A 22,654-nucleotide genomic window follows, 5' to 3' on the forward strand; every position below is an offset into this window, starting at 1 on the left:
CTCCGCCCCAGACTAGGGGGGTCTGCGACCATAGGCTCAGCGCATGTGGGGGTGAGCCCGTGGAGGGGAAGAGACAGCTGCAGATCATCGGCGACGGAGCCCGTGGGCGCTGGCTCGCCTGGCAGTGGGACGACGGCAGGCTGGGCATCGAGGAGATCGACGCCACCGTTGCCCTCTCACGGCTGGAGGATGCGCTTCCCCGCCCTGCGGAGGATCTCGAGGCGCTCGGTTTCGACGGTGAGCTGGCCCGCCCGGACCTGGAACCTCACCTCGCCCTCGCCCTGTCCGAAGCACTGATCCCTGCGGAGCTGCGGCGACAGATCCGCGAGGCTGCCTCCGACGGCCCGCTGGACCTCCACGTGGCTCCCTCCCGGCAGTGCGCGCAGGTGCCGTGGGGCTGCTTGCGCTCGACGACCAACGCCGCCTCCTCGACGTGGCCGACATCTCCTGGATAGGTCCCACTCTGCCGAGAGACCTCGCCCCCGACGCCTCCCCAGAACCTGCCCCCTGGGAGGAGGCCCGGGAGCTGCCTGCCCTGCACATCCTCGATCCCCTGTCCTCGCGTGGTCAGGGATCCGTCCTCAACCCGGCGGGCACGAGGCGGTGGAGGGATCTGGGCGCCGGCCGCCCGGCCGCCACCTGGCGAGTCCAGACCGGCGTCGGTCCGGGAACCCTGTCCGCGCTGCTGACGGAGAGGCAGTGGTCTCGGCTCTTCCTCGTCGCGCACGTGGGAGTCCGGCAGGGAGACACCATCCTCGCCCTCTCCGACGAGTTGAGCGCCACCCGCCTGCTGACCGGCAGGCAGGACGGCGCCGAGGGCAGGGCGGCCACCATCTGTGGCCCATGCCCCCACGGGTAGCGGTGGTGGCGTGCGCATCCGGCCTCGACTTGGCCCAACCCGAACCGTTCGGACTCGCCACCGCCTTCCTCGCCAACGGGGCGAACACCGTCCACGCCACGCTGTGGACCCTGCCCACCGACGAGGCCTTCGAGCGCCGCGGAGGCCCGGCCGCCCTGTCGGAGCTGGCCGTGGCCGTCGACAGTGCACAGACCGCCGACCGCCCCGTGGCCGCCATCAACGCGTGGCAGCGCGCCAAGCTGCACCAATGGCGGACCGATCCGAGCCTGACCTGCGCACCGCTGATGTGGGCATCCGTGGCGACGATCAGCGCTCCGAACCGACGGGCTGCGGGGTCACATCCCGACGAATCACCCCTAGCAGAATAGGCAAGGGGCTCCCTCGCCCAGGGACGAGACCTCCCCGTCCAGGAACCGGAACCGAGGCGGGGGCACCAGCGGCACATCACCGAGCGTCGGCCGGCGGTGCGGGAGCTCAGTGCCCGGCGAGACGACCCCGGCGGCCCTGGACCTGACGATGAGGTCGCGGGCCAGCGACGTCTCGCTTTGGACAACAGCGAGCCGGATCGCCAGGTCGTAGGCAGGCTCGATCTCGACGGACAGCCAGGTGGCACGCCAGTCCCGGGTGGCCATGGCGAAGCGTTCTCCATCCAGGACCAGCAGCGCCTCGACGATGAGGCTCAGCGCCTCCTCGGACCGGCCGCTGTCAGCGAGGAGCCCCGCGAGCTGCACGCGCACGCGGCCACGCAGGGTCTCCAGCCCAGGGAGGAACTCGAGCCGTGCCTCGGCACGGCGCAGCAGCCGCTCCCGCCACTGGAGGGCCTCGGCGTCGGCTGGGTCCAAGCGACGCGCCGCACGGAACAGGGCGAAGACCTCGTCACGCTCGTAGCCCGAGACGCCCTGCAGGCGTTCGCACTGGCCGACGACGAAGCGCACGCCTCTGCTTCCCCGCACCTGGTCCTCCGTCAGGCGGTCCAGTGCCTCCAGCACCTCGTCGTCGAGGCGCTGCGACGGGTGCGTCCCCGCGGGGACATCTGAGGCACCCAGAGCGAGCGGTGCCGGTGGCAGGGGTGGCTCCTGCACACGGGTCCTGGCCCTCGGAGACGGCTGATCAACAGGTTGGGCCTTGTGCGCAGCGGCCAACTCAGCGTCGGCCCGTCCGAACTGTCCCCACTCCCAGTAACACTCGGCCCGAAGCCGATGCATCCGCGCCCGTTCCACGCGCATGCCTGTGGTGCTGTCGAGGAGCTCCCGCGCCTCGGCGAGCAGGCGAAGCGACTCCCGATCTCTCCTCGGCTCCGGGCGTTGGCGGCCGAGGTGAGCCGGTGAAGGATCGAGACTCGCCGCACCGGTGCATCCCCGGTCCACACGGCGCGGTCCTCGGTGAGGGCTCGGTGCGCCTCCTCGACACGTCCCGCGTCGTCCAGCGCGACGGCGAGCCACAGCCGCGCGGCAGCGGTCCGGTGGGCGTGCCCGTGGCGCTGGAACTCGGCGATCGCGTTGTGCATCGAGGCGATCGCCGGGAAGTGGCGGCCCTGCGCAAGGCGCGAGCGGCCGACGATGAGGTGCGCCCAGCCGGAGATCGCCGGATCCGGATGGTCCCGGACACCCTCGACCCTCCGGATGGCCGCATCCACGTCTCCGCTGGCCAGCTCACACGCCGCCACCTCGAGCGAGGCCAGCGTCACGGCCGTCCCGTTGGGCGTCGGCGCGGCCTGGGAGATGGCCAAGGCGGAGCCCGCGGCGTTGCCGGCATTCCGGAGGCTGGCCCTCTCGTGTCTGTGGCGCAACACCCGCGCGCCGACGCGGAGCAGCCTGCTTCGGATCTGGACGGTGGCCGTGGGCTGCAGCTCCAGGCGGAGCCGCTCCACCTCCTCCTTCGCCCCATCGAGGTCTCCTGCCCGATCCAGCTGCTTGACACGCTCGAGGGCCGCCTCCACGGTGGGGTCAGGAGTGGTCATCGACAGCTATCTCGGCCCGGAAGGCCCTCCCCGGCGAGGTGTCGTCGGGGTCCGGCTCACGCCGGAACGCCAGCACCGCGGAAACGAACTCGGCGTCCTCGTCGCCGGCTCCGGCGGCCAGGGCCAGATGGGCTCGGCCCAACGGGGCCGCCACCAGAGGATCCGCTCCGCAGGCGCTGAGGGTGGCGAAATCCGGCCTCGTGCCCGGTGGGAAGTAGGCCACCCACTCATCGAACGTGGCGATCTCTGCTGCCACCCGCCAGTACTCGAGCTCCAGCTCCGAGTTGACGCGATCCGGGTCGTTCGCACGCTCATCGGTCACCGGTCATCCCCTCGTCGATGTCCCGGGTGGAAGTCTACGAGGCCTCCACCCGGGACATCGGGGACGGCTCAGGTATCGGATCGGGGCGCGGAGGCCTGGGGCTCGTGCGGTGCGCCGACGATCGGCGCGGAGCCGGGGTCCGCCAGCGTGGACGTGATGGCGAGAAGCGTTCGACGTGGCATGGGTTGTGCCTTCCTGGTTGGGGGTTCGGCGTGGGGCCTGCCGAAGCAGGCCCCACAGGGTTTGACGGGACGGTCCGCCGGATGTGGGTGTTTCACACCCGCCGGACTGACGTGGCGATGTTGCGAGTGACCAGATGCGGTGACAACCGCACACTCACGCTGGTCACCAGACGATCCACAAAGCCGCTCTCCTCTCCGTTGCTCTCCCGACCTACCGATTCGCGATTCCCGGGGGCCGGGGCCGCGGCTCGGGGCCGTTGGGGAATGAACGGAGAGACAGGAGGCGAGTGAGGGATTCCCGTCGACGGGCTCATTGAGGCAAGACCGACACGCGGGTGCCGGTCTCGCAGGTGAGTGCGGCGTGGGCGGACAGTTCCCGCCGCTGTGGGGACAGGTGTCCGTCAGATGGAGGTACGGGAGCCGAGGGGGGCGAAGGTGAAGAAGCAGGCGGCCGAGGCCGAATCGTCGAAGGCGGAGCTCTTTCTAGAGGGGCTGCTCGGCGCCGTTGCGTTGGGGGTGTTGAGCGGCGGGCAGCTCGACGTGGCGTTCGGGATGATGCTGGCTGCGGTGGTGCTGCTGGGATGGGTCGCCGGCACGGTCAGCCGCGTGGCGTCCGTCGGCCTCGGAATCGTGGGCATCGCCGCCTCACTGCCGGGTGTCGCCGAGTACCTCGCCGGCGACAACTGCCTGCTTGGCGTAGGCCTGGGATGGCGCATCGCCATGATGTTCTCAATGGCCGCGATGTTCGCGTACGGCGGGATCCACACCATCTTTCTGGGCCGCAGCCTCAAGGCAGCCGGCCAGGTTGGCCTGGGGTGGTTCTCGATGGTGGAGCTGTTGACCTTCGCCTCCACGACGGCCGTTCTATCCCAACACTCGGTGGGGTTCACGGTCGTCCTGATCGGGGTTCTGGCCTTGGGGGCCATCGTCGGGCGCTGGCCACAGATCGGGATCTGGGCCGTCGGCGTCGGGATGGCGCTCATCACCATCGCCGGCAGCACCTACGCAGGGGTGACGTCCGACGACGCGCTGGGTTGTCAGCCTCTGAGCAACGCGACGGGCTCGGCGGTGACCTATCTCGCTTCTTTCATCCCGGTCTGGATCGGCATGTCCATCTTCCGCGCTGTCTTCAGGCGATGATCCGTGAGGCGCCAGGGGACACACCGCCCTCTCATGGGGTCCGTCCGTCAGTTCTCTGTGTCGGTGCAGGCCGCACCAGCGGCTGGCACCCGGAGGGACAGGCCCCCAGAAATGACCCGAATCAAGAAACACCAGAGGGAAGCAGCGATGCCCAGCTGGCTGAGCACCAGGTGGCGGCTGCTGACGCTGATCTGTCTGGCGACCGTTGCCATCGCCATGGGCACCTGCGCCCTCTATGAGCCGCGCGCCGATCACCGTTTCTTCGGGGGTCTCGATGGCCTTGCCCTCGTCGACGCGATCTACCTTGCGCTGAGCCTATTCACCCTCAACGACGTCGGCCCAAGTCCCGCACCGCTACTCCTGCAGGTGGCCAGGTTCGCTGCCGCGACCGTCACCTTCTCCACATTGCTCATGGCGTTCTTCACGGTGATGCGAGGCAACCCTGATGCCGCCAAGGCTCGGAAGCTGCAGGACCACGCCGTGATCGTTGGAACCGGTCCAGAGGCCCTACGGCTGGCTGTCCGCCACGCCCAGCTGGGAAATCGGCCCGTGTGGGTGGGAGACGTCGACGTGACGGACACCGAGGCGGCCCGCGCCGCGGGAGTCACCCTCCCCGGGCCCTCCTCCGATGCTGCGCTCCGCGCCATCCTTGCTGGCGCGAAATCCGTGACGGTCACCGCCCCCAGCGACACCGAAGCGGTGGGGCTGGCCCGCGAGATCGACCACCACGCCGACGCCCCGTTGATCCTCCTGCTGGACAGCTCCGACCTGGCCTCCCAGCTCCTGGCCGACCAGGCCCTCAACATTCTGCCCGTGCCCAGACTCGCTGTTGTCGCCCGAGAGGCCGTGGCGGCCAACCCGCCCATCCGCGAGGCGGCCTGCCCCGCACCCATAGTGGTTGGCGACGGGGAGTTGGCCGCCGAGATCGTCCGGCAGATCGCCCGGGGCTGGCAGGAGTACGGCGCCCCACAACGCATCCATTGCGTCGGGAGCGAACTCTCCTGGGTGGACGCGGTCGAGGCGGAGGTCGAGGGTCTCGCCGACCTGCGCAGGCGGCCGGCTCCGGCCACCCCGCGCGGGGCCTTGACGGCCTGCCGCGGCCTGATCGACGGGTGGACCAGACCGAACGCGGACAAGGTCGCGTCAACTGGTCCCGCAATCATCGTCGCCATTGAAGACGACGCGCGGGCGCTCTCGGTGGCCCGAGGTCTGCAGTGTGGCCTCCCAACGGCGCGTGTGTCGGTCGTGGTCGAGTCGGCCGGCACCTGGACGGAGCTGCTGGGAACACTGGACTCCTCGGCCATGGTCTCCACGGAGGAGCTTCTCGCCGAGCCGGACCAGCTCGGGAAGGACCGCGCGGCCCTCCTCCGAGTGCAACTGAGCACCTCTCTGGCCACCTGGTCCTCGATCAGCCGCAGCGTGTTCGGGGACTACCTCGACGGCCGCGACGCCGCCCCCGACGAGGGCGAGGATCTCGCAGACCGGCTCACCGAGCGCCTCCTCGGCCCGGTCGCGGGCTCCGACTTCGCGCTGGACCGCGTGCTGGGCGCCGGGGGCCTCGCCCGTACCGACGAGGACACGGTCGAGGCCATGCCGCTGCTCGACCCGGGGCAGCTTCACCGGATGGCTGCCGAGCTGCTGGCGGTGGTCGACGGCCTTGTGCCGACCTTCCTGACGGAGCGGGATCGGTGGGCCTGGGGGGTGGAGTTCTCGCAATGGCTCCCGGTCGCGTGTGCCCGCGCCGGATGGGGCCTCGAGTGGCCGCACGCGACGCCAGTCCTTCCCGCGGCCGACATGGAGGAGTTCGCGGTGGCCCTGCACGCGGCCTACCTCGTGACCTCGGAGCAGACCGGGAACGCGACCGGGTCCGACCTCGCCCACGTGCAGTGGCCCGGCCTCTCGGAAGAGGACAAGGCCTCCAACCGCTCGTCGGCGCGGGCCGTCACCGTGAAGCTCGCAAGCCTCGGGCTGGACTGGCGTTCCGCATCGTCCCCTGTCGATCCATGGCGGCCCGACGCCGACACACTGACCTGGCTTGGCGAGGCCGAACACCGACGATGGGCACGCCACCAGGTGGCGCACGGACGGCGACACCGTCACGTGAGGGGCTGGGCCGACCTGGCCGAGAGCACGAGACGCTACGACACCGACGCGGTGCTCGCGCACTTCTCCCATCTCGCCGACCTCCGCATCGACGTGTTCGACCCCGCGGAGGATCGATGATCTTCACGTGCCCGACGTGCGGGCGCTACACGGCCGGACGGGCGTGCGAGCAGTGCCCGGCGCAGGCTCCGCCCCCGCCTGATCCCACCCCACACCGTCCCATCTCGCCCACACCGGCCCCTGTCCCGTTGCCCAACCACTGGAGCCGGGCCCTCGGACAGGTTCCGGCCAGTGGTTTCCGGCTGCACGGTGTCGTCATCGACGGCAGTCCCGTGCACACCGGGGCGGCCTTCCCCGTGAGCGCGGTCAAGGTGGCGGTGCTCGTGATGATGGCCGGACTACTCATCGCCTACCGGGACCTCGTCACGCTGATGATCCTGGAACTCACACTCGCCTTCCTGCCGGTCCTTCTGCTCGCAGTGGTGGGCTTCGTCGTCATGGCACGGTTGGGGAGCGGCTGCCTCGGGCACCTCCTGGGTGGCGCCCTGGTCGGCGGTCTGTCCCGCCCGCGCACCGAGCCGGACGGCTGGGACCTCGTGATCGAGGCCGACGACGGGCTCGTCCACGCCCGGGTGGCCGCGGTGATTCCACTCTCGGAAGGCGACGAGGTAGAGATCTCCGGCCCCAACCTGCGCGGCGTCAAGCAGGCCTGGCTGTTGCGGCGGGTCGCCCCCGCCACGGCGGTCAGGCTCGGGCGCGGCATCTTCGGGATGGGCCTGGCGCTCACCGCCGGCGTTCTCCTCTTCGCATTGATGCTCATCGCCTAGGCTGCCGACTGTCATGGCGAATCCTCCCCGGCACGGCGCGGACTGGCGACCGTTCAGGCGCATCGGGCTACCGGTGGCGGCCGAGCTCCTGCGCGAGGAGCTCGTCTGGACCACCGCGGACGGAGCAACGATGCACGGCCAGGCGGGTCATTGGAAGCTCTGGGAGCCGGGGCGGCCGAGGCGGGTGTGGACCATCACGGACCGGGACTTTCGGGCCACATACGAGCCCATCGAGGATGGACTCTTCCGGTCGGTCGGCCGTGTCCTGGCCCGGCCCGCGAGCGTCGACGAGCTCGTGGAGTCACCAGAAGGCACGAGGGTGGCCCAGGCAGGGGACTGGGTCGTCACCCGGGAGGGGCACCGATGGGTGGTCTCCCGCGTCGAATTCCAGCGCCGCTATCGGCCCGACCCCGACGGCGCTGTCTAGCTCAGCCCCGTGCAGCGGACCGACCACTCTCCCGAATTCACTCACAACCGGCCGTCAGGGCCGTTCGTGTGGTGTGCCTCCCCACCCGATCGCGGATCGGTAGGTCCTGTAGGCACACGGAAGGAGCCCTCATGAATCAGCACCCCGACCCCAACGTCTGGCGCATCGACGCCCTGATCCGGCACGACGCGCCCGTCCTGGCCGCCCGCCGAGCCGGCGATCGGCTGCTCACCGTGGTGGCCGGACTGCCCGTCAACACCACCGTCGAGGTAAGGACGGTCGCCACCGGCAGCGGCGGCATCGACTTGGCGGTGGCCTCACCAATGGACCTCGGAGATGAACTCTCCTGGGTCTTCGAGGATGTGGCACGCCTCGTGCGCGCCCCACGCTGCCCGGAAGGCACCGAACCGCAGTGTGTGTCGGAGCTGGTGCCCGCGGCGGGCGTCATGGCACCGGATCCGTTCGCCTTCCTCGAGCCGGAAAACGAACCCCGGCGCAGGACTCCATGGTTCTGGCCCGTAGCCGTGGCCGACGATCCCCTCGCGCTCCTCCGGGCCATGCGGAAAGAATCGGTCGAGGTCCGCCTGCACCTGGCGCCGTGCCACGACTTCGAACTGGCTCAGCTGCCCCAGCAGTTCACCGCCGGCACCCAGGCGGACGACCACACGCGCGTGGTGGCATACCTCGGGACCCCCGTCGAGGCCCGCCTGCTGGTCGGGCACGGCGCCATCCTGCCGCCCAGGGTGCGGGCGGCGCTCCTAGCGCAGGGTCAGGCGTCGCGCTCGCTGCGCTGCCCATGCCCTCCCGTGAGACGGCGCGGGCGTGGGAAGGCTCAGCCGACTCGCTGATCGGGCACGCGGTTCCGTTCGGGCTGGCCCGTTGCCTGGCGTCGATCCCCGCGACGGCCGACGCCACGGTCTGCGGGCTCCCGACGATCCAGCCGGGCGTGGGGTCGGTGCCACTCGCTGAGGACCTCTGCCGAACCGGGCTTCGCCTGGGCACCGCCTCCTCCTCGGACGGGACGCGGCGCGACGTGAGGATCGGAGCGTCGGACCTGCTGGGACACGTCCAGGTCCTCGGGTCGACGGGGTCGGGCAAGTCGTCCCTGCTGGCCGCACTCGCCCACGAGGCCATCGCGGCAGGGCTGGGCGTCAGCATCCTCGATCCCCACGGAACACTCGTCGACCGGGTGCTGAGCGAAGCACCCGCCACCTCAGTCGAACGGATCCACGTCGTGCGCAGCGGAGACGCCTCCGCACCGGTGCCGATCAACCCGCTGGCGGGCAACAACCCCGAACTTGCGACCGACGTCATCATCACGGTGCTCCGCGAGTTGTTCGACCCTCGTCAACAGGGGTTCATGGGGCCGGTCTGGGAGCGAGGCTTCGCCAGCCTGATGGCGGCCCAGCGAGCACTCCTCGGCAGGCGGGCGAACCTGGCGCTGGTCCCGGAGTTCGCAGGCAGCCAGGCCCGGCTGAAGGCCGTGGCCGACGCCCTCGAGGACTCTCATCCGGTCGTGGCGATGGATCTGCGCAACAGCTTCGTCAACCGCAGGCCTGAGGACTTCGCGGAGTTCACCACCTGGTTCGTGTCGAAGTTCCAGCGCATGATCAATTCCCCCGAGCTGCGGGGAATCCTCGGCACGGGACTGGACGGGGTCCGAGTCATCGACGTCATCGACGCGCGGCACTCGCTGCTCATCGATCTGGCGTCGCCGACCCTCGGTGACACGAGCGCACAACTTCTCGGTGAGCTGTGGCTCACCAAGCACTGGGCCGGGCTGGCCTCCCGGGGCGATCGCACGGTACCCCACCTGCTCATCGTCGACGAGGCACACCTGTTCGCCAGCGGGCTACTTCCCCGGCTGCTGCAGCAGGCGCGCAAGTTCGGCCTCGGGGTGGTGCTGGCCCATCAGAACCTCGAGCAGCTCACCCGGTCGCTGGCGGAGGCCGTCCAGTCCACCTGCAACAACGTGGCTGCCTTCCGCACCGGCATCCGGGAGGCCCGGGCGGCTGAGGAGCGGCTCGGCGGATGGGAGGGGGGCTCGCTGACCAGGCTCCGCCGCCTGCAGTGCGCCGCCACGCTCAGCAGCGACGGCTCCCTCACCGACGCCTTCACCCTCACCGTTGACCACAACGACCGGGCGTCAGGTGACGCGGTGGTCGCGGAGAAGGTGGAGGCCCGGAGCCGTCGACGGTTCGCCGTCGATCTCGGGCAGGTGCCACCGCTGACCTTCCAGGATGTCGAGCGGATGATGCGCGTGACTCAGCAGGGTAGGGACCGACAGTCGGTGGAGAGTCGACGCCTCGACGAGGCGCGGCGCAGACGCGACCTGCTCGAGGAAGTCCAGCGATTGGCTCAATCCCAGTCGATCGGTTCAGACGGCTGAGAGGCTATTCCGCCCGCAGCTGGTCCAGTAGGGCTCGGATGCGTGCCACCGTCAGAGGCGCAACGACCTCCGCGCTGGCACGCAACGAGTCCCACGCATCGCCGAACTGGACATTCTTCAGGCCGGTGGTCGCCTGAACCGCCGCGCCCGCCAGGTGTTCGGCCGTCATCCATGCCGCCTCCGTAGCGACGGCGCGGGCGGCGGACATTGCGATCATCCGCTTGGCCCGTGTGCCACGCGGATCCCCCGAACCCGGGTGGCCAACTCCCCCTCGAGCGCGTCGATGCTCACGGCGAGGCCACCGGGCGAGCCGGCCTGGCTCACTATCTGGAGCGCCCGCGTCACGAGGTGGCTGCTCTCGCGCACCGACTGCTCCCCCCGTCGGAGGGCCTGCTCCGCCTCGGTCAGCTGCCGGTCAATGCCCTCGTGCACCGCCGAGGCGTCCCCAAGCCCGGCAGTGGCCGACTGGCAGTTCTCGCTCGCAGTATCGATCAGGCGGTTGGCGGCGTCGACGTGCTCACCCAGGTCGGTTGCGTGGCGGGTGATCACCGCGAGACTGGTGGCAACCTCGTCGACGTCCGGCCGAATGCGCGAGGCGGCAGCGTCCTCCCAACCCGCCAACTGACCCGCGGCCGACGTCAGGAGCCCTTCGGCATCGCGAAGACGGCGGCGGATCTCGGCCGTGGCTGTTGCGGTCATGGCTGTTGCCCTCGATCGATGCGACTGAGCTGCTCTGCGGCATCGTCGAGTCCTCGTTCGGCACGCAGGGCGCTCGACGACAGCGCACTGGTGGCCTCTGCCGTCTCGCGGAGCGAGCGCTTGGCGAAGGCGAGGTGATCGGTGGCGCTCAGGACGGCCTGACGGGCTGCGTCGACGTGGGTTGAGGACTCTCCTGCGATGGCCGCTACCTGTTCGAGGTGGCCCTCCGCGTCCTCGACCCGGGCGAGGCCGGTCTGAAGGTCGTCGTCGGCTCGGCTGACGGCCAGTGCCGCGAGTGCCGCAACGCCGGCGGCCTCCCTGCAGCGGGCCACGGCGGCTTGGGCGCACCGGATCCGTTCTGTGAGTGCCCTCAGTTCGGCCTCCCGCCCGCCCTCCTCACCCCGCTTGCCCGCGCCGCTGCGGGCGCTGAGCGCAGACACCTCATGCTGCCGGGCGGTCAGCTCCGCCTCCCACCCGGCCCGGATCCGGTCGATGAGCGCCGGGGAGGCTACGTCCCAGTGCCTCTACTCGGGTGTCGACGCGCACCTCACCCCCACCGGCGGCGCTCAGGGTGGCGTCCGGGCCGATCTCCGCGGCCACGACGTGGAACGGGACCGTGGCCGTCAGGTCGAGGTGGCGGGCCACGAGACCGTCGGGCCCCGAGGTGACGTCGGTACCGGTGCCGACGACGTCGAGGAGCGGCGTTCCCGCGGCGACGATGGAGCCGGCCTCCAGCGAGATGTCACCGAGCCAGACCTCGTCCTCGGCGAGATCCGAGGGCGGGGTGGCATCCGCGCTGGGTCCGGCCGCGGAGGGCATCGGTGTGCCGACGCTTGGCGTGGCATCCGCGCTGCCCACCGGCCGCGTGATCGACAGCCAGAACAGCAGCAGCGCGAGGAGCAGTAGGCTGAGCGTGACGAGGGCGCCGATCACCCAGTCGAGCACGCGCCCTCGCAGACGTCGACGCGATGACGCCGGAGCTGCGACGGTGCGACCCTTGCCCCCCGGGGGCATGGCCTGACCGGCAGGGCCGCCCTCGTCCGGGCCACCGTCTGGCTGCACCGGGTACTGGTCAGGCATTCGCGCGCTCCTTGCCGACTCGAGTGCGCCGTTCACGCTTGAGGATGCCTGACGGCCAACTGCTCGGCGGGCCCACCAGCGTGATCAGTGACGGCACGAGCAGCGCCCGGACGACGAACACATCGATGAGGATCCCGACGCCCAGCAGGAAGCCCAGTTCGCGGAACGGTCCCAGCGGGACCAGGGCCAGAAGCCCGAAGCTCGCGGCCAGCGCGAGGCCTGCGGAGGTGATCGCCCGGGTCGACTCCGGGGTGGCGACGAGGAGGGCCTCCTTCATCGACCGGTGACGGGCCTCCTGCCAGACGTGGCCGACGGCGAAGATGTTGTAGTCGGACCCCAGGGACAGCAGGAGCACCGACCCCGCGAACGGCACGTAGAAGGTGAGGTCGTCCTGCCCGAGGAAGTCCTGGAAGAACAGCACAGACAGGCCCAGCGTCGCCCCCAGCGCGAGGACGCTCGACGCGAGGAGGTACAGCGGGGCGACCAACGCCCGCAGGAAGATGACCAGGAGGAGCAGGTTCACGGCGAGCGCGACCAGCCCGATCCGGAGGAGATCGTTGGCGGTGTCGGCGATGATGCCCGAGGCGGCGGCTGGGGCGCACCGGGCGGCGACCTGGAACAGTTCGCAACATGACGCTGCTGGCCACCAATGACAACGAGTTGCTGCGGGCTGTGGCTCTGCTGCTCTTGTGGTCCGAGAGCTTCGTAGAAGCCATCAAGGCCCCACCCTCTCCCGCTCACATCGCTGCACAGCAGCTCCTCGCGATCACCCTCCAGGAGGGGCAGGTCGGTCGTAACGTGTGGCGCGATTGGATCGGAGACCTCCCCCTCATCGCCCCAGAAGACGAGGAGAGCCTCCTCTCAGAACTGCTTGACCAGGGATGGCTGGCCAGCGACGGCGACATGCTCATAGTGGGGCCTACGGCAGAAGGCCGCTACGGCCGGCGTCACTTCATGGAAGTGATGACGGTATTCACTTCCGATCCGCAGGTGACGGTACTTCATGGACGTTCGGAGATCGGCTCCGTTGACCCCATGGTCCTGCTGACCAAGACGACAGGGCCCCGACGATTGGCGCTTGCCGGGCGATCCTGGGTCGTCACTTCCGTGGACTGGCCCCACCGTCGCGCATACGTCGAACCCTCGGCCGGAGTAGGGCTCGCACGCTGGATGGGATCACCAAGCCCACTGAGCTTCGAGCTCGTGGACGCGATGCGGCGGGTGCTCCTCGGCGCCGAGCTCACGGGCGTGACACTGAGCAGGCGGGCCAAGGAACAGCTTGAGGAGATCCGAACGACCCACGCCAACCGAGTCGATGCTCGGCGCACGGTCCTGCTCCATGAGTCTGAGGAGACCCGGTGGTGGAGGTGGGCCGGAAGCAGAGCCAATGCAGTGCTGTGGTCGGCACTTAACTTAACCAGGCGGCGCCGGGCATATGCGACCCTGAGTCGACGTTCAGCAATGACCACGTGGTACTCCGTGCGAATGCGACATCCGCTGAGCTACGCGAGGCGCTGGAGGCCGCCAGGGCCAGGTTCGGACGTGATCTCTCGGGCGTGGAGCCGGAGGTCACGGAGCGAGCGGTCCGGGATTTGAAGTTCTCTGACATGCTCCCGGAAGCGTTGGCCGTACGGACGTTGGCCACCCGCCTCTCCGACCTCCACAGCGCGTCTCGGGCCGCCGCGGAGGCGATTGCCGAAAGACGCATTACCGGCTGAGCGCACATCGGCCACTGCGGCAGCGCTGGCTGTGCTCTCTCTCGTCGGGGAGCAGTACGAGGCGGCGGTAGAGCAGTTGCTCGACGAAGCCACTTGGGCTGGTCGCTGCCAAGAGGCGATGGGCTCGGCTGAGCACTGGTGCAATCCGCCTGCTGGGTTCCCCCTCCCCCGACAAAACGCCTCAGAGGTTACCCGCTGGGAAGCAACCACCTGGGCTATCGCGCTGTCACCGCCACTTCGGCAGCGCTCCGTGCCAGGCATGCCCCGGAGGCAACCCGACGCGACCCTCCTGCGCAAGCGTCCAGAAGCACGCCGGAAGCAGCACAGGCGCCTCAGACTCATCGACCAGCAACAGATCCCAGCGATCCTCGTACCGCTCGAAAATGGAAAGCGACACCCGTGAACGGTCAACTGGCGCGTTCCGCTTCCCTGGTTCGATCCCTGGCTCGGTGAGCCAGTTCATGTGTGCGATCCAGGCGGCAGCGGCCACGTGCGAACGCGGTACCACGAAGCTCCGTGGCCGAACGGTGAGGCCGTGCGGCACAGCCACCAAGACGAAGTACTCCCGCTCGTGCTGGCTCGGCCCCTGCGTCTTCGATCCGGGCGGCCAGCTGATCGATCCCCAGACGGCCGCACGCGCCGTCTTCACCTGGATCTCGACCATCCGGCGGTTCTCCGGGTCGGAAAGAACAGCGAGGATGTCTGTGCGCTCAAGGCCATCGCGTGTCAGCGCCGGTGCCCAGCCACGTCGTGCCAGCTACGCCGCAGCGTGATGCTCGCCAATGGTCTTTGTCTGCTTCGTGTCCCTCACAGGATCGAGGCTACCGAGCAGCCCTGCCAACGAAAGAACCACGTCTGCCCACTGTTGCGTCCCGGTGCCGACAGAAAGCACCCTGCCCGCCATCAGGCGGGGCAGGACTCATTATGTTTCTGTGGAGCTAGGGGGATTCGAACCCCCGGCCTTCTCATTGCGAACGAGACGCGCTACCAACTGCGCCATAGCCCCATGCTTTCCAGCGTCCGCGAGTCTAGCAGCGTCTGCTTTCAGCGTCCAAGTCGGGACAGGCGGCTACTCGCCGACCGCCCGCGGGCGGAACTCGGCCAGGTTCGCCACCGTCGCCTCCTCGATCTCGCGGGCCTCCTCGGCCGGGTTGTCGGCCGTCGGGACGACGGGAGCCGTCTGCGGGATGGGCGCCGACAGGTCGATCGTGCGGACCGAACGCGGCAGCAGCGGCTGCGACACGTAGGTCGCCGGCGTCACCGGGATCGGCTCCCACAGCCCGCCGCTCGTGACGGTGGGCATCGACAGGTCGACGGAGATCTCGACGCTCTCGGTGGACTCGGCGTCGTTCAGATTGATGACACCGGTGTCCTCGTTCTCGGAGTAGCCGGCCTCGATCGCGGCCGCGCGGGCGTCGAGGCTGCGGTGCATCGCAACGACCGAGAAGCGGGCGATCCCGAGGAAGACCACCAGCAAGCCGGTGGGGATCAGCGGAGCCCACCATGCGACGACGGAGAACAGGGCCAGCCCGGTCAGCACCAGCGCCGAGAACAGCAGGGCCGACACCACGATGAGCCGACGGCGCGCCGCCTGGCGGGCGACCATCCGCAGCTCGTGGAGATTGGCGCGCCTCGTCAGCGGCGTGGAGACGGCGACCCCTTCGTCCTCGTCACGCTCATCGGACAGGTCCTGGTGGAGGATGCGGGCCGACTGGGAGAAACGCTCGGTCGGATCACCGTCGAGGTCCTGCTCGGGTGCGCGAAGAGAGGCCACCCAGGGCAGAGCGAACACCAGACCAGCAACGACGACGATGGTGATGATGATTCCGGCGAGCATGGAGCAAACCTAAACAACAAGGGTGTAGTTCGGGTGGAGGGTGCTCGGTGCGTCGCTGGGTTGGACTGTTCTTCCGGTCACTCGCCGTCGAGGAACCAGACCTTGACCGCCTCACCCGGCCGCACCAGCTCAACGTGCTCATCCATCACGATCAACACATTCGACTCCGCCAGCTGCCCCAGCGCGTACGGCGACGTCACCTGCGTCACGTGCGTGACCTTCTGATCCGACACAGTCTGGCCCCGCAGTAGATGCAGCTGCCCCTCGTTCGAACGCAGCGTGCCCGTCGCGATCGCCCGCCCCGGGCGCGGACCCGTGTCCGCCCCCATCAGCTGGCGCAGCAGCGGCTTGGCGAACACGTGGAACGTCACGTAGGCGCTGACCGGGTTGCCCGGCAGCATCAGCATCGGCACCTGCTCGTCGCCGACAAGCCCGAACGTCTGCGTGCTGCCCGGCGACATGGCCACATTGGCCTCGTCGACCAGCCCGATCTCCTTCATCACCGCGACCATCGCCTCGTAGTCCTCGCGGCTGCCGCCGGTGGCGGAGATGACGAGGTCGGCGCGGATCAGCTGATCGGTGATGACCTGCTTGATGGTCTCGCGGTCGTTGGTGTGGACGGCGACGCGGAACACCGTCGCGCCGACGGCCCGGGCCGCGGCGGCGATCATGTACGAGTTGGCGTCGGCGGACTCCCCTGGGGCCAGCTCGACACCCGGCTCCACCAGATTGTCGCCCGAGCTGATCACCACGACGCGCGGCCGGGGCCGCACCATCGCCTTGTCGATGCCGGCACCGGCCAGCAGCCCGATGGCGCGTTCGGTGAGGATGTCACCCTGGCTCAGCAGCCGGGTGCCCAGCGCGAGATGCTCGCCGGCGGCACGGACGTACTCTCCCGCCTCGACCTTCTCGATTAGCGTGGCCCTCCCTTCCTCGACCGTGGCGAACGTGCCGGGAAGGACGGCGTTGGCGCCGGCCGGCAGCACATCGCCCGGCTGCACCGGAAGGGCCGCACCAATGGGCAGCCGGTCGTCGACGGCGTCGACCACGTCCAGCGTCTCGACGAGCCGCCCGTCGTCCTCGGTGAGGTCGCTGGAACGCACCGCGTAGCCGTCGACCTTCGCGGTCGAGAACGCGGGGACGGAGATCATCGAGTCGATGTCCTCACACACCACCTGGTTCCAGCCCTCGAGCAGCGTCATGCCGAACGGCCGCAGCGGATCGACCAGGCTGAGCAGGTACGCGGTGTGATCGGCGACGCTCCGCAGCCCGGCCTCATTGAGGGCGGGCGGCTCGGGGAGACGGGGCTCCTCGACGACCTCCTCGTCGACGACGGGCTCCTGCTTACTACGGGCGAACCATGCCATGGCCCCTACGATAGGCCAATGCCTCAGGACCCCTCGAAGGACGCGCTGCGCCTCGCCGTCCTATCGGCGCGGGAACTGGTCACGGCGGCCGATTGGGCCGCCGAGGACGCCTCCCGCACCGCCGCGCTCCTAGCCATCGCCGATCGGATGACGCCGGGGACGGTGGCGCTGTACGCGTCGCGGCCCGGCGAACCCGGCACCGACGCACTGCTCGACGGGTTCACCGCGCGCGGCTGGGACATCCTGCTGCCGGTGATCGCGAAGCGCGTCTACTGGGCGCGCCTGGAGCCGGAGACGGAGCTGGTCGTCGGCTGGGGAGGCATCCCGCAGCCAGCCGGGTCGCGGCTGCCTGCTGAGGCGCTGGCGGAGGCGACGTTGATCGTCGCGCCGTGCCTGGCGCTCGGGGAGGACCTGACCCGGCTGGGCACCGGCGGCGGCTGGTACGACAGGGCCCTGCTGCACCGCTCCCCCGCCGCGCCCGTGGTGGCCCTGACGCGGGAGGCGGAGCTGCTGCCGACGGTGCCGGTGGAGCCGCACGATCAGCGCGTCGACGGCTACGTGACGGAGCACCGTTCGGTACTCGTTGATCGGTGAACTACCATGGTGGGCGGTCGCCCCCTTCGAGACGCCGCTCGTACCTCACGGCTCCTCAGGGAGCGAAACTGTTGTCGTCCAGAGGAACACATGCCCACCTATCAGTACCGTTGCACCGCCTGCGCCGCCGACCTCGAGGTCGTCCAGAAGTTCACCGACCCGTCCCTGACGGTATGCCCCGAATGCGACGGCGAACTGCGCAAGGTCTTCAACGCGGTGGGCGTCGTGTTCAAGGGCTCGGGCTTCTACAAGACCGACTCCCGCTCCTCCTCGAAGCCGTCGGGCTCCCCAAAGCCCGCGGAATCGAAGCCGTCCGAGTCGAAGCCGGCGGCCAAGATCGACTCCTCGAAGGTCGCCGCCACCTCCTGACCCCTGTGGACAGCGGGCGGTGACTCCCCCGGCGCCCCACAACGGAGCATGCGCCGGATCACTGAGAGTCTCGTCTCCTTCGTCTCCTGGCATCGCCGTGCCGTCGGTGCCCTGCTCGCCGTCCTGGCCGTCTTGACGCTCGGCCACTCCCTCGCGTTGGGCCCGCCCACGACCGCGGTGGTGATGGTCACCGCCCCGATCGCCGCGGGCTCCGAGATCCGCGACGGCGACGTCGCCGTCCGCGACCTCCCCACCGCAGCTCTGCCGGAGGCGGCGTTCACCGACAGGGCCGACGTCGTCGGCCAGACCGCCGCCGTCTCGCTGCCCCACGGCACGATCCTGCAGCCGACGCTGCTCACCACCACAACGCAGCCCGAGTCCGGGCGCGCCGTCGTGCCGATCTCCGTGCGCGACCCCACCCTGCGCGACCTGCTGCGGGCCGGTGACGTCATCTCGCTGGTGGCGTCGGGCGGCGAGTTCGTCGAGGTGGTCTGCTCCGACGCCCGGGTGCTGACGATCCCGGCGCGGGAGGCGTCCGGCTCGGCCGTCGCCCTGGCGACGGGATCCCGCAACGGGCTGATCCTGGTCGACGTGCCCGCCCCCGACGCAGGCCTGGTCGCCGCGCTGGGTCAGGATGGGCAGCTGGGGGTGGTCATCGGCCGACTGTGACCATCACGGGTTCGCCTCCCGGGTCTGCGCCCCCGCCGCGGCTACTCTCATCGCCATGAAGGGTTTCAAAGAATTTCTGCTGCGCGGCAACCTCATCGAGCTCGCCGTCGCATTCATCATCGGCGCCGCGTTCAGCTCGGTCGTCGAGTCGTTCACCGCTCTGTTCATCGACCTGCTGGGCAAGCTGGGCGGCCAGCCCGACTTCTCGTCGGTCTCCGTCGCCGGCATCGGCGTCGGCGCCTTCCTGACGGCGCTCGTCTCGTTCGTGCTGACGGCCGCCGTCGTCTACTTCGGCGTCGTGCTGCCCTACAACAAGGCCAAGGCGTTCGCCGACCGCAACAAGCCGGTCGAGGAGGCCGCCCCGACCTCCGAGGAGCTCCTCGCGCAGATCCGCGACGAGCTGCGGGCCCAGCGCAACAGCTAACCCCAGTGCGGCGGCCGGTCCTGGATCAGCCGCCGCTCATCAGCGTTCATCGGACGTGTGGCTGGCCGGGCCGGTTCGAGCCCGGTCAGCCCCGACACCCTGCGGGCCTCCGCCAGCGCCGCATCGAAGCGCGCGAACCCGACGGAGCGCAGCCGCTCCACCTCCACCGGGAAGGGCCACGGCTCCCGCCGCTCCTGCCTCCCGTGCCGCAGCTCGGCCAACGCCTCGGGCGTCCAGCCCAGTTCCGCCAGCTCTGCGACGACGGCGTCCGCCGACGTCAGCGGCAGGAGCTCGCCGGTGAGGGCGAGCCCCAACGCCACCGCCAGGTCGGCGTCAGTGCCCAATGCGGGCGCCGTCCTGCACCTGCGACGGCTCGCCCGCATCTGCCAGCTCAGCCTCGCCGACGACGACGACCCCGCTGCCGAACGTCCAGTCACCCTTGACCTTCAGCGACTTCGCCTTCTTCAGCGACGGCGCGCACGGGATGCGCTCCGTGAAGTCGTCTACCAGCTTGAAGTACTTCGAGTCGAGGCTGATCTCCGGCGTGCGGTCGGTGCGGGCCACCAGCCGTCCCTCGGCGGTCAGCTCGTAGACGTCGGAGCGCAGCAGCAGCAGCTCGTTGGTCGTCTTCACGGGCAGGAAGCGGTCGCGGCCGACGCAGATCGCCGTGGCGCCCGGGAACACCTCGATCGCCGCGCCCATCGCGGACTCGACCTGGATGACCGGCGTCGACGACGGATCCGACGGGTCGACCGTCTTCTCGTTGCGGATCAGCGGCAGGCCGAGCACGGAGTTGCGCTCGGTCAGCGCCTCGCGCAGCTTCGCCAGGTCGAACCACAGGTTGTTGGTGTGGAAGAACGGGTGACGGTACTCGTCGGTGAAGAAGTCCATCTCCTCCGGTGCCGTCTGCGCGGTGTCGCGCAGGATCAGCTGCCCGTCGGCCTTCCGGATGGCCAGATGGCCGCCCTTCTTGTCGTTGACGGTGCGGCGGCACACCTCGGCGGCGTACGGGGCGCCCGAGTGGGCGAACCAGCCGGCGATCGTCGCGTTCGGCACGGCGCCCAGGTTGTCGCCGTTGGAGACGCAGGCGTAGCGGTAGCCCTGCTCGAGCAACTGGTCGAGGATGCCGGAGCCCTCGAGCGCCGGGTACAGGTCGCCGTGGCCGGGCGGGCACCACTCGAGCGACGGGTCGGCCGGCCACTCGACGGGGGTCAGGTCGTCGGCGCGCAGCTTCGGCTCCTGGTTCTGCAGGAAGCTGAGCGGCAGGTCGTCGACGGGGAGCTCCGGGTACTTCCGCAGGAAGTTGAGGGTGTCCTCCTCCGTGCGGAACGAGTTCATCAGCAGCAGCGGCAGCCGGGCGCCGTAGCGCTCGCGGGCGGCCAGCACCTGGCGGACGAGCAGGTCGAGGAACGTGTAGCCGTCGCGCACCTTGAGGAGCGTCTTGGCCTTGTCGAGCCCCATCGACGTGCCGAGGCCGCCGTTGAGCTTGATGACGACGGTCTTGTCGATGGCGGCGCGCGCATCCTCGTTGGTGACGTCGATGTCCGCGAGCATGGGCGGATCGAGCAGCGGAGCGATGCTGTCCTCACGGATCACACCGGTCGCACCGGACTCCAGCAGTTCATAGAACCGGGAGAAAACCTCGATCGCGGGGGTGGACACCCCGGCGTCGATCATCTTCTGACGGGCAGCCTGCAGGCCAGCTTCCGACACAGCGATTCCCTTCGTAGGTGAACGAGCCGATACTAGCCACCCGCCGCGCCAGCCGGAACATCCGGGCATCCCGGCTGGGCGGGTCCCCTCCCCGTCAGCCCTTCACGGCCCCGCTCGTCATGCCCGCGACGATCTGCCTGTTGAAGAAGATGTACATGATCAGCGGCGGGATCGTGATGAGCAGAATGTTGGTGAACAGCAGGTTCCACTGGCTCACGTTCTGCGACTGGAAGTTGTAGAGCGTGAGCTGGACCGTGACGTTCTTGTCTCCCGGCAGGAAGTACAGCGGGCCAGTGAAGTCGTTGAAGACGGCGACGGCCTGGACGACGATCACCGTCACCATCACCGGCTTCAGCAGCGGCATGATCACCGTGAAGAACAGCCGCAGAGGCCCGGCACCGTCGAGCAGCGCCGCCTCGTCGAGCTCCCGCGGGATGGTCGCCACGAACGCCTTGAACAGAAGGATCGAGAACGACAGCCCGAAGGTGACCTCGATGAGGATCATGCCCGGCATCGTCTTGAACAGGCCGAGGCTCTGCATCACCCACACGGTCGGCACGATGGCCGGCGGCACGATGAGCCCGGCCATCACCAGGAAGTTCAGCGCCACGTTCCAGCGGGACTTGCGGCGCTGCAGGATGTAACCCGCCATGCCGGCCAGCACCACCATGATGGTGACGCTCGTGACCGTCAGGACGGTGCTGTTGATGAAGGCGCGCAGCAGCATGAAGTTGCGGGTCGCGATGACCTCGGCGATGTTGTCGAACAGGAACCAGCCCTGCTTCGGCAGCGAGAACTCCAGCAGCGACGCCTCCCGCTTCGACTTGGCGGCCGTCAGGAAGATGAATGCGAACGGCACGATGAACACGATCACCGACGCGATGATCGCCACCACACCTGCGACGTAGCGCGACCAGAACCGCTGCCTGGATATGGAGGCGCCGGAGCTGGGGCGGGTGGTCTGTGTGAGGGTGCTCATAGCTCCACCTGCTTCTTGGTGATGAGGTGCGAGATCGGCAGGATGATGACGGTCACGACGATGAAGAGGACGACGTTGCCGGCCGTCGACAACCCGTAGAACCCGGCCTGGTACTGCTTGTAGATGACCGACCCGATGACGTCGCTGGTGAAGCCGGGCCCACCCTTGGTCATGGCCCAGATGAGGTCGAACGACCGGAGCCCGCTGATCAGCGACAGCAGGATGACGGTGCCCATGGCGGGCTGCACGAGCGGAAGGGTGATGGTGCGGAAGCGCTGCCAGGCAGTGGCGCCGTCGACGCGGGCCGCCTCGTAGTACTCCTGCGGGATAGCCACCAGGCCGGCGATGAAGATGAGGGTGGCGATGCCGATGCCCTTCCAGACGTCGACCATCGCGATCGACATGAGCGCCCACGCCGGGTCGGTCAGCCAGCCGGGGCCGTTGATCCCGACGAGGCGGAGGGTCTCATTGATGAGCCCGTCGAACGGGTCCATCAGCACCTTGAATGTGACGCCGACGCCGACGGTCGAGACCAGGACGGGGAAGAAGATGGTGGAGCGGAGGTAGCCGCGGCCGAGGATCGTGCTCGTCAGCAGCATGCCGAGCGCCAGCCCGAGCACCACCTTCGCGCCGGAGGTGACGAAGCCGTAGACGAATGTGTTGATGAAGCCCTTGAGCAGCATCGGCTCGGTGAAGAACTGTCTGAAGTTGGCGAGCCCGATGAACTCGGTCTCGAACAGGGTCCAGCGGGTGAGGCTGAAGTAGAACGACGCGAAGGTGGGCACTGCGAACAGCACCACGTACAACACGACCGTGGGTATGTAGAACCACAAGGGGTAGAACCGGCCGCCGATGTCGCGTCGCCGGCGTCGCGGCGGGTCGGCTACCTCGGTGGGCGGGTCTTCTCTGAGCAACGTCTCTGTCGTCATGGGAACTCCGGTCAGGGGTGGGGCCCTCCGGAGAGGGCCCCACCACGGGTGTCAGGGCTATCGGACG

29 protein-coding genes and 1 tRNA gene are annotated in these 22,654 nt (G+C 69.3%); 14 read left to right on the top strand and 16 right to left on the bottom strand.

Translation table 11 applies throughout. The features are described from left to right. Window positions 1-59 precede the first annotated feature (59 nt). From H9L22_RS11085 to H9L22_RS11095, 3 genes are read left to right on the top strand one after another with little or no spacing between them, the layout of a single operon-like run. Window positions 60-455, top strand: coding sequence for a hypothetical protein (locus H9L22_RS11085; protein ID WP_187719980.1), 396 nt, complete (start codon window positions 60-62; stop codon window positions 453-455). After that, window positions 392-859, top strand: a complete 468-nt coding sequence (locus H9L22_RS11090; RefSeq protein ID WP_187719981.1) for a hypothetical protein — start codon at window positions 392-394, stop codon at window positions 857-859. Before H9L22_RS11085 ends, H9L22_RS11090 begins: the two co-directional genes overlap by 64 nt. Beyond that, on the top strand, window positions 844-1,227 hold the full coding sequence (locus H9L22_RS11095) for a hypothetical protein (RefSeq protein ID WP_187719982.1): 384 nt from the start codon (window positions 844-846) through the stop codon (window positions 1,225-1,227). Before H9L22_RS11090 ends, H9L22_RS11095 begins: the two co-directional genes overlap by 16 nt. On the opposite strand, the gene H9L22_RS11100 is transcribed toward H9L22_RS11095, so the two are convergent. The 3 genes from H9L22_RS11100 to H9L22_RS11110 are packed head-to-tail and all read right to left on the bottom strand — an operon-like array spanning window position 1,216 to window position 3,141. Further along, on the bottom strand, window positions 1,216-1,848 hold the full coding sequence (locus tag H9L22_RS11100) for a hypothetical protein (protein WP_187719983.1): 633 nt from the start codon (window positions 1,846-1,848) through the stop codon (window positions 1,216-1,218). The genes H9L22_RS11095 and H9L22_RS11100 overlap by 12 nt on opposite strands. Next, window positions 1,824-2,819, bottom strand: a complete 996-nt coding sequence (locus H9L22_RS11105) for a tetratricopeptide repeat protein (protein ID WP_187719984.1) — start codon at window positions 2,817-2,819, stop codon at window positions 1,824-1,826. The genes H9L22_RS11100 and H9L22_RS11105 overlap by 25 nt, the downstream gene beginning before the upstream one ends. Beyond that, window positions 2,806-3,141: a hypothetical protein gene (locus H9L22_RS11110; RefSeq protein WP_187719985.1), complete on the bottom strand. Its 336-nt coding sequence runs from the start codon at window positions 3,139-3,141 to the stop codon at window positions 2,806-2,808. The genes H9L22_RS11105 and H9L22_RS11110 overlap by 14 nt, the downstream gene beginning before the upstream one ends. Before the next feature lie 617 nt (window positions 3,142-3,758). Here H9L22_RS11110 and H9L22_RS11115 point away from each other — a divergent pair. From H9L22_RS11115 to H9L22_RS11140, 6 genes are all read left to right on the top strand, one after another. Next, window positions 3,759-4,463, top strand: a complete 705-nt coding sequence (locus H9L22_RS11115; protein ID WP_187719986.1) for a hypothetical protein — start codon at window positions 3,759-3,761, stop codon at window positions 4,461-4,463. 147 nt (window positions 4,464-4,610) lie between these two features. Next, the gene (locus H9L22_RS11120; RefSeq protein ID WP_187719987.1) at window positions 4,611-6,686 is read left to right on the top strand and encodes a hypothetical protein; all 2,076 of its coding nucleotides are present in this window, start codon (window positions 4,611-4,613) and stop codon (window positions 6,684-6,686) included. A 128-nt stretch (window positions 6,687-6,814) separates the two neighbouring features. Next, on the top strand, window positions 6,815-7,393 hold the full coding sequence (locus H9L22_RS11125; protein ID WP_187719988.1) for a hypothetical protein: 579 nt from the start codon (window positions 6,815-6,817) through the stop codon (window positions 7,391-7,393). 13 nt (window positions 7,394-7,406) lie between these two features. Then, window positions 7,407-7,820 (top strand): hypothetical protein, encoded by a 414-nt coding sequence (locus tag H9L22_RS11130; RefSeq protein WP_187719989.1) that lies wholly within the window; start codon window positions 7,407-7,409, stop codon window positions 7,818-7,820. A 131-nt stretch (window positions 7,821-7,951) separates the two neighbouring features. Next, window positions 7,952-8,668 carry a hypothetical protein gene (locus H9L22_RS11135; RefSeq protein ID WP_187719990.1) on the top strand — a complete coding sequence of 239 codons (717 nt, stop codon included), beginning with the start codon at window positions 7,952-7,954 and terminating at the stop codon, window positions 8,666-8,668. Next, window positions 8,617-10,209 carry a type IV secretory system conjugative DNA transfer family protein gene (locus tag H9L22_RS11140; protein ID WP_187719991.1) on the top strand — a complete coding sequence of 531 codons (1,593 nt, stop codon included), beginning with the start codon at window positions 8,617-8,619 and terminating at the stop codon, window positions 10,207-10,209. Before H9L22_RS11135 ends, H9L22_RS11140 begins: the two co-directional genes overlap by 52 nt. A gap of 4 nt (window positions 10,210-10,213) precedes the next feature. Here the strand turns inward: H9L22_RS11140 and H9L22_RS11145 are convergent, their stop codons facing one another. From H9L22_RS11145 to H9L22_RS11165, 5 genes are read right to left on the bottom strand one after another with little or no spacing between them, the layout of a single operon-like run. Then, window positions 10,214-10,417 carry a hypothetical protein gene (locus H9L22_RS11145; RefSeq protein ID WP_187719992.1) on the bottom strand — a complete coding sequence of 68 codons (204 nt, stop codon included), beginning with the start codon at window positions 10,415-10,417 and terminating at the stop codon, window positions 10,214-10,216. Window positions 10,418-10,422: 5 nt separating this feature from the next. Then, a complete protein-coding gene (locus tag H9L22_RS11150) occupies window positions 10,423-10,908 on the bottom strand; it encodes a hypothetical protein (protein WP_187719993.1) in 486 nt (161 codons plus the stop codon). Next, window positions 10,905-11,348 carry a hypothetical protein gene (locus H9L22_RS11155; protein ID WP_187719994.1) on the bottom strand — a complete coding sequence of 148 codons (444 nt, stop codon included), beginning with the start codon at window positions 11,346-11,348 and terminating at the stop codon, window positions 10,905-10,907. Before H9L22_RS11155 ends, H9L22_RS11150 begins: the two co-directional genes overlap by 4 nt. A gap of 1 nt (window position 11,349) precedes the next feature. After that, window positions 11,350-11,988 (bottom strand): hypothetical protein, encoded by a 639-nt coding sequence (locus tag H9L22_RS11160; RefSeq protein ID WP_187719995.1) that lies wholly within the window; start codon window positions 11,986-11,988, stop codon window positions 11,350-11,352. After that, the gene (locus H9L22_RS11165) at window positions 11,981-12,610 is read right to left on the bottom strand and encodes an MMPL family transporter (protein WP_187722662.1); all 630 of its coding nucleotides are present in this window, start codon (window positions 12,608-12,610) and stop codon (window positions 11,981-11,983) included. Before H9L22_RS11165 ends, H9L22_RS11160 begins: the two co-directional genes overlap by 8 nt. Window positions 12,611-12,618: 8 nt before the next feature. Here H9L22_RS11165 and H9L22_RS11170 point away from each other — a divergent pair, with 8 nt between their 5' ends. Next, window positions 12,619-13,584 carry a hypothetical protein gene (locus tag H9L22_RS11170; RefSeq protein WP_187719996.1) on the top strand — a complete coding sequence of 322 codons (966 nt, stop codon included), beginning with the start codon at window positions 12,619-12,621 and terminating at the stop codon, window positions 13,582-13,584. Window positions 13,585-13,932: 348 nt separating this feature from the next. On the opposite strand, the gene H9L22_RS11175 is transcribed toward H9L22_RS11170, so the two are convergent. The 4 genes from H9L22_RS11175 to H9L22_RS11190 form a co-directional block, all read right to left on the bottom strand. Then, window positions 13,933-14,370 (bottom strand): hypothetical protein, encoded by a 438-nt coding sequence (locus H9L22_RS11175; protein WP_187719997.1) that lies wholly within the window; start codon window positions 14,368-14,370, stop codon window positions 13,933-13,935. A gap of 269 nt (window positions 14,371-14,639) precedes the next feature. Next, window positions 14,640-14,712 (bottom strand) — tRNA-Ala (locus H9L22_RS11180). A gap of 63 nt (window positions 14,713-14,775) precedes the next feature. Further along, window positions 14,776-15,543, bottom strand: a complete 768-nt coding sequence (locus tag H9L22_RS11185; RefSeq protein ID WP_187719998.1) for a hypothetical protein — start codon at window positions 15,541-15,543, stop codon at window positions 14,776-14,778. Between the two features lie 77 nt (window positions 15,544-15,620). Next, window positions 15,621-16,910 carry a molybdopterin molybdotransferase MoeA gene (locus H9L22_RS11190; protein ID WP_187719999.1) on the bottom strand — a complete coding sequence of 430 codons (1,290 nt, stop codon included), beginning with the start codon at window positions 16,908-16,910 and terminating at the stop codon, window positions 15,621-15,623. Window positions 16,911-16,928: 18 nt separating this feature from the next. On the opposite strand from H9L22_RS11190, the gene H9L22_RS11195 reads away from it, so the two are divergent. From H9L22_RS11195 to H9L22_RS11210, 4 genes are all read left to right on the top strand, one after another. After that, window positions 16,929-17,504: a 5-formyltetrahydrofolate cyclo-ligase gene (locus tag H9L22_RS11195; RefSeq protein ID WP_187720000.1), complete on the top strand. Its 576-nt coding sequence runs from the start codon at window positions 16,929-16,931 to the stop codon at window positions 17,502-17,504. 90 nt (window positions 17,505-17,594) lie between these two features. After that, on the top strand, window positions 17,595-17,873 hold the full coding sequence (locus H9L22_RS11200; protein ID WP_187720001.1) for an FmdB family zinc ribbon protein: 279 nt from the start codon (window positions 17,595-17,597) through the stop codon (window positions 17,871-17,873). 48 nt (window positions 17,874-17,921) lie between these two features. After that, entirely contained in the window at window positions 17,922-18,542 is a 621-nt protein-coding gene (locus H9L22_RS11205; RefSeq protein ID WP_187720002.1) for an SAF domain-containing protein, read from the top strand. A 55-nt stretch (window positions 18,543-18,597) separates the two neighbouring features. After that, window positions 18,598-18,966 carry an MscL family protein gene (locus tag H9L22_RS11210; protein ID WP_187720003.1) on the top strand — a complete coding sequence of 123 codons (369 nt, stop codon included), beginning with the start codon at window positions 18,598-18,600 and terminating at the stop codon, window positions 18,964-18,966. On the opposite strand, the gene H9L22_RS11215 is transcribed toward H9L22_RS11210, so the two are convergent. The 4 genes from H9L22_RS11215 to H9L22_RS11230 all read right to left on the bottom strand — a co-directional run bounded on the left by H9L22_RS11215 (window position 18,963) and on the right by H9L22_RS11230 (window position 22,587). Beyond that, window positions 18,963-19,310: a hypothetical protein gene (locus H9L22_RS11215; protein WP_187720004.1), complete on the bottom strand. Its 348-nt coding sequence runs from the start codon at window positions 19,308-19,310 to the stop codon at window positions 18,963-18,965. The two genes, H9L22_RS11210 and H9L22_RS11215, sit on opposite strands and share 4 nt — an antisense overlap. Next, entirely contained in the window at window positions 19,300-20,679 is a 1,380-nt protein-coding gene (locus H9L22_RS11220; RefSeq protein WP_187720005.1) for a UTP--glucose-1-phosphate uridylyltransferase, read from the bottom strand. Before H9L22_RS11220 ends, H9L22_RS11215 begins: the two co-directional genes overlap by 11 nt. A gap of 94 nt (window positions 20,680-20,773) precedes the next feature. Then, complete coding sequence (locus H9L22_RS11225; RefSeq protein WP_187720006.1) at window positions 20,774-21,658, bottom strand: carbohydrate ABC transporter permease; 885 nt, start codon at window positions 21,656-21,658, stop codon at window positions 20,774-20,776. Further along, window positions 21,655-22,587 (bottom strand): carbohydrate ABC transporter permease, encoded by a 933-nt coding sequence (locus H9L22_RS11230; RefSeq protein WP_187720007.1) that lies wholly within the window; start codon window positions 22,585-22,587, stop codon window positions 21,655-21,657. Before H9L22_RS11230 ends, H9L22_RS11225 begins: the two co-directional genes overlap by 4 nt. Window positions 22,588-22,654: the final 67 nt, after the last annotated feature.

It is taken from the genome of Tessaracoccus defluvii, assembly GCF_014489575.1.
Taxonomy (GTDB): Bacteria; Actinomycetota; Actinomycetes; order Propionibacteriales; family Propionibacteriaceae; genus Arachnia; species Arachnia defluvii.

What these genes read in the sequence shown, in the direction of transcription:
- H9L22_RS11095 (WP_187719982.1), top strand. Translation starts at nt 844, where the DNA reads ATGCCCCCACGGGTAGCGGTGGTGGCGTGCGCATCCGGCCTCGACTTG.
- H9L22_RS11105 (WP_187719984.1), bottom strand. Translation starts at nt 2,819, where the DNA reads ATGACCACTCCTGACCCCACCGTGGAGGCGGCCCTCGAGCGTGTCAAG.
- H9L22_RS11120 (WP_187719987.1), top strand. Translation starts at nt 4,611, where the DNA reads ATGCCCAGCTGGCTGAGCACCAGGTGGCGGCTGCTGACGCTGATCTGT.
- H9L22_RS11130 (WP_187719989.1), top strand. Translation starts at nt 7,407, where the DNA reads ATGGCGAATCCTCCCCGGCACGGCGCGGACTGGCGACCGTTCAGGCGC.
- H9L22_RS11135 (WP_187719990.1), top strand. Translation starts at nt 7,952, where the DNA reads ATGAATCAGCACCCCGACCCCAACGTCTGGCGCATCGACGCCCTGATC.
- H9L22_RS11140 (WP_187719991.1), top strand. Translation starts at nt 8,617, where the DNA reads ATGCCCTCCCGTGAGACGGCGCGGGCGTGGGAAGGCTCAGCCGACTCG.
- H9L22_RS11145 (WP_187719992.1), bottom strand. Translation starts at nt 10,417, where the DNA reads ATGTCCGCCGCCCGCGCCGTCGCTACGGAGGCGGCATGGATGACGGCC.
- H9L22_RS11150 (WP_187719993.1), bottom strand. Translation starts at nt 10,908, where the DNA reads ATGACCGCAACAGCCACGGCCGAGATCCGCCGCCGTCTTCGCGATGCC.
- H9L22_RS11160 (WP_187719995.1), bottom strand. Translation starts at nt 11,988, where the DNA reads ATGCCTGACCAGTACCCGGTGCAGCCAGACGGTGGCCCGGACGAGGGC.
- H9L22_RS11170 (WP_187719996.1), top strand. Translation starts at nt 12,619, where the DNA reads ATGACGCTGCTGGCCACCAATGACAACGAGTTGCTGCGGGCTGTGGCT.
- H9L22_RS11175 (WP_187719997.1), bottom strand. Translation starts at nt 14,370, where the DNA reads ATGGTCGAGATCCAGGTGAAGACGGCGCGTGCGGCCGTCTGGGGATCG.
- H9L22_RS11185 (WP_187719998.1), bottom strand. Translation starts at nt 15,543, where the DNA reads ATGCTCGCCGGAATCATCATCACCATCGTCGTCGTTGCTGGTCTGGTG.
- H9L22_RS11190 (WP_187719999.1), bottom strand. Translation starts at nt 16,910, where the DNA reads ATGGCATGGTTCGCCCGTAGTAAGCAGGAGCCCGTCGTCGACGAGGAG.
- H9L22_RS11195 (WP_187720000.1), top strand. Translation starts at nt 16,929, where the DNA reads ATGCCTCAGGACCCCTCGAAGGACGCGCTGCGCCTCGCCGTCCTATCG.
- H9L22_RS11200 (WP_187720001.1), top strand. Translation starts at nt 17,595, where the DNA reads ATGCCCACCTATCAGTACCGTTGCACCGCCTGCGCCGCCGACCTCGAG.
- H9L22_RS11205 (WP_187720002.1), top strand. Translation starts at nt 17,922, where the DNA reads ATGCGCCGGATCACTGAGAGTCTCGTCTCCTTCGTCTCCTGGCATCGC.
- H9L22_RS11210 (WP_187720003.1), top strand. Translation starts at nt 18,598, where the DNA reads ATGAAGGGTTTCAAAGAATTTCTGCTGCGCGGCAACCTCATCGAGCTC.
- H9L22_RS11225 (WP_187720006.1), bottom strand. Translation starts at nt 21,658, where the DNA reads ATGAGCACCCTCACACAGACCACCCGCCCCAGCTCCGGCGCCTCCATA.
- H9L22_RS11230 (WP_187720007.1), bottom strand. Translation starts at nt 22,587, where the DNA reads ATGACGACAGAGACGTTGCTCAGAGAAGACCCGCCCACCGAGGTAGCC.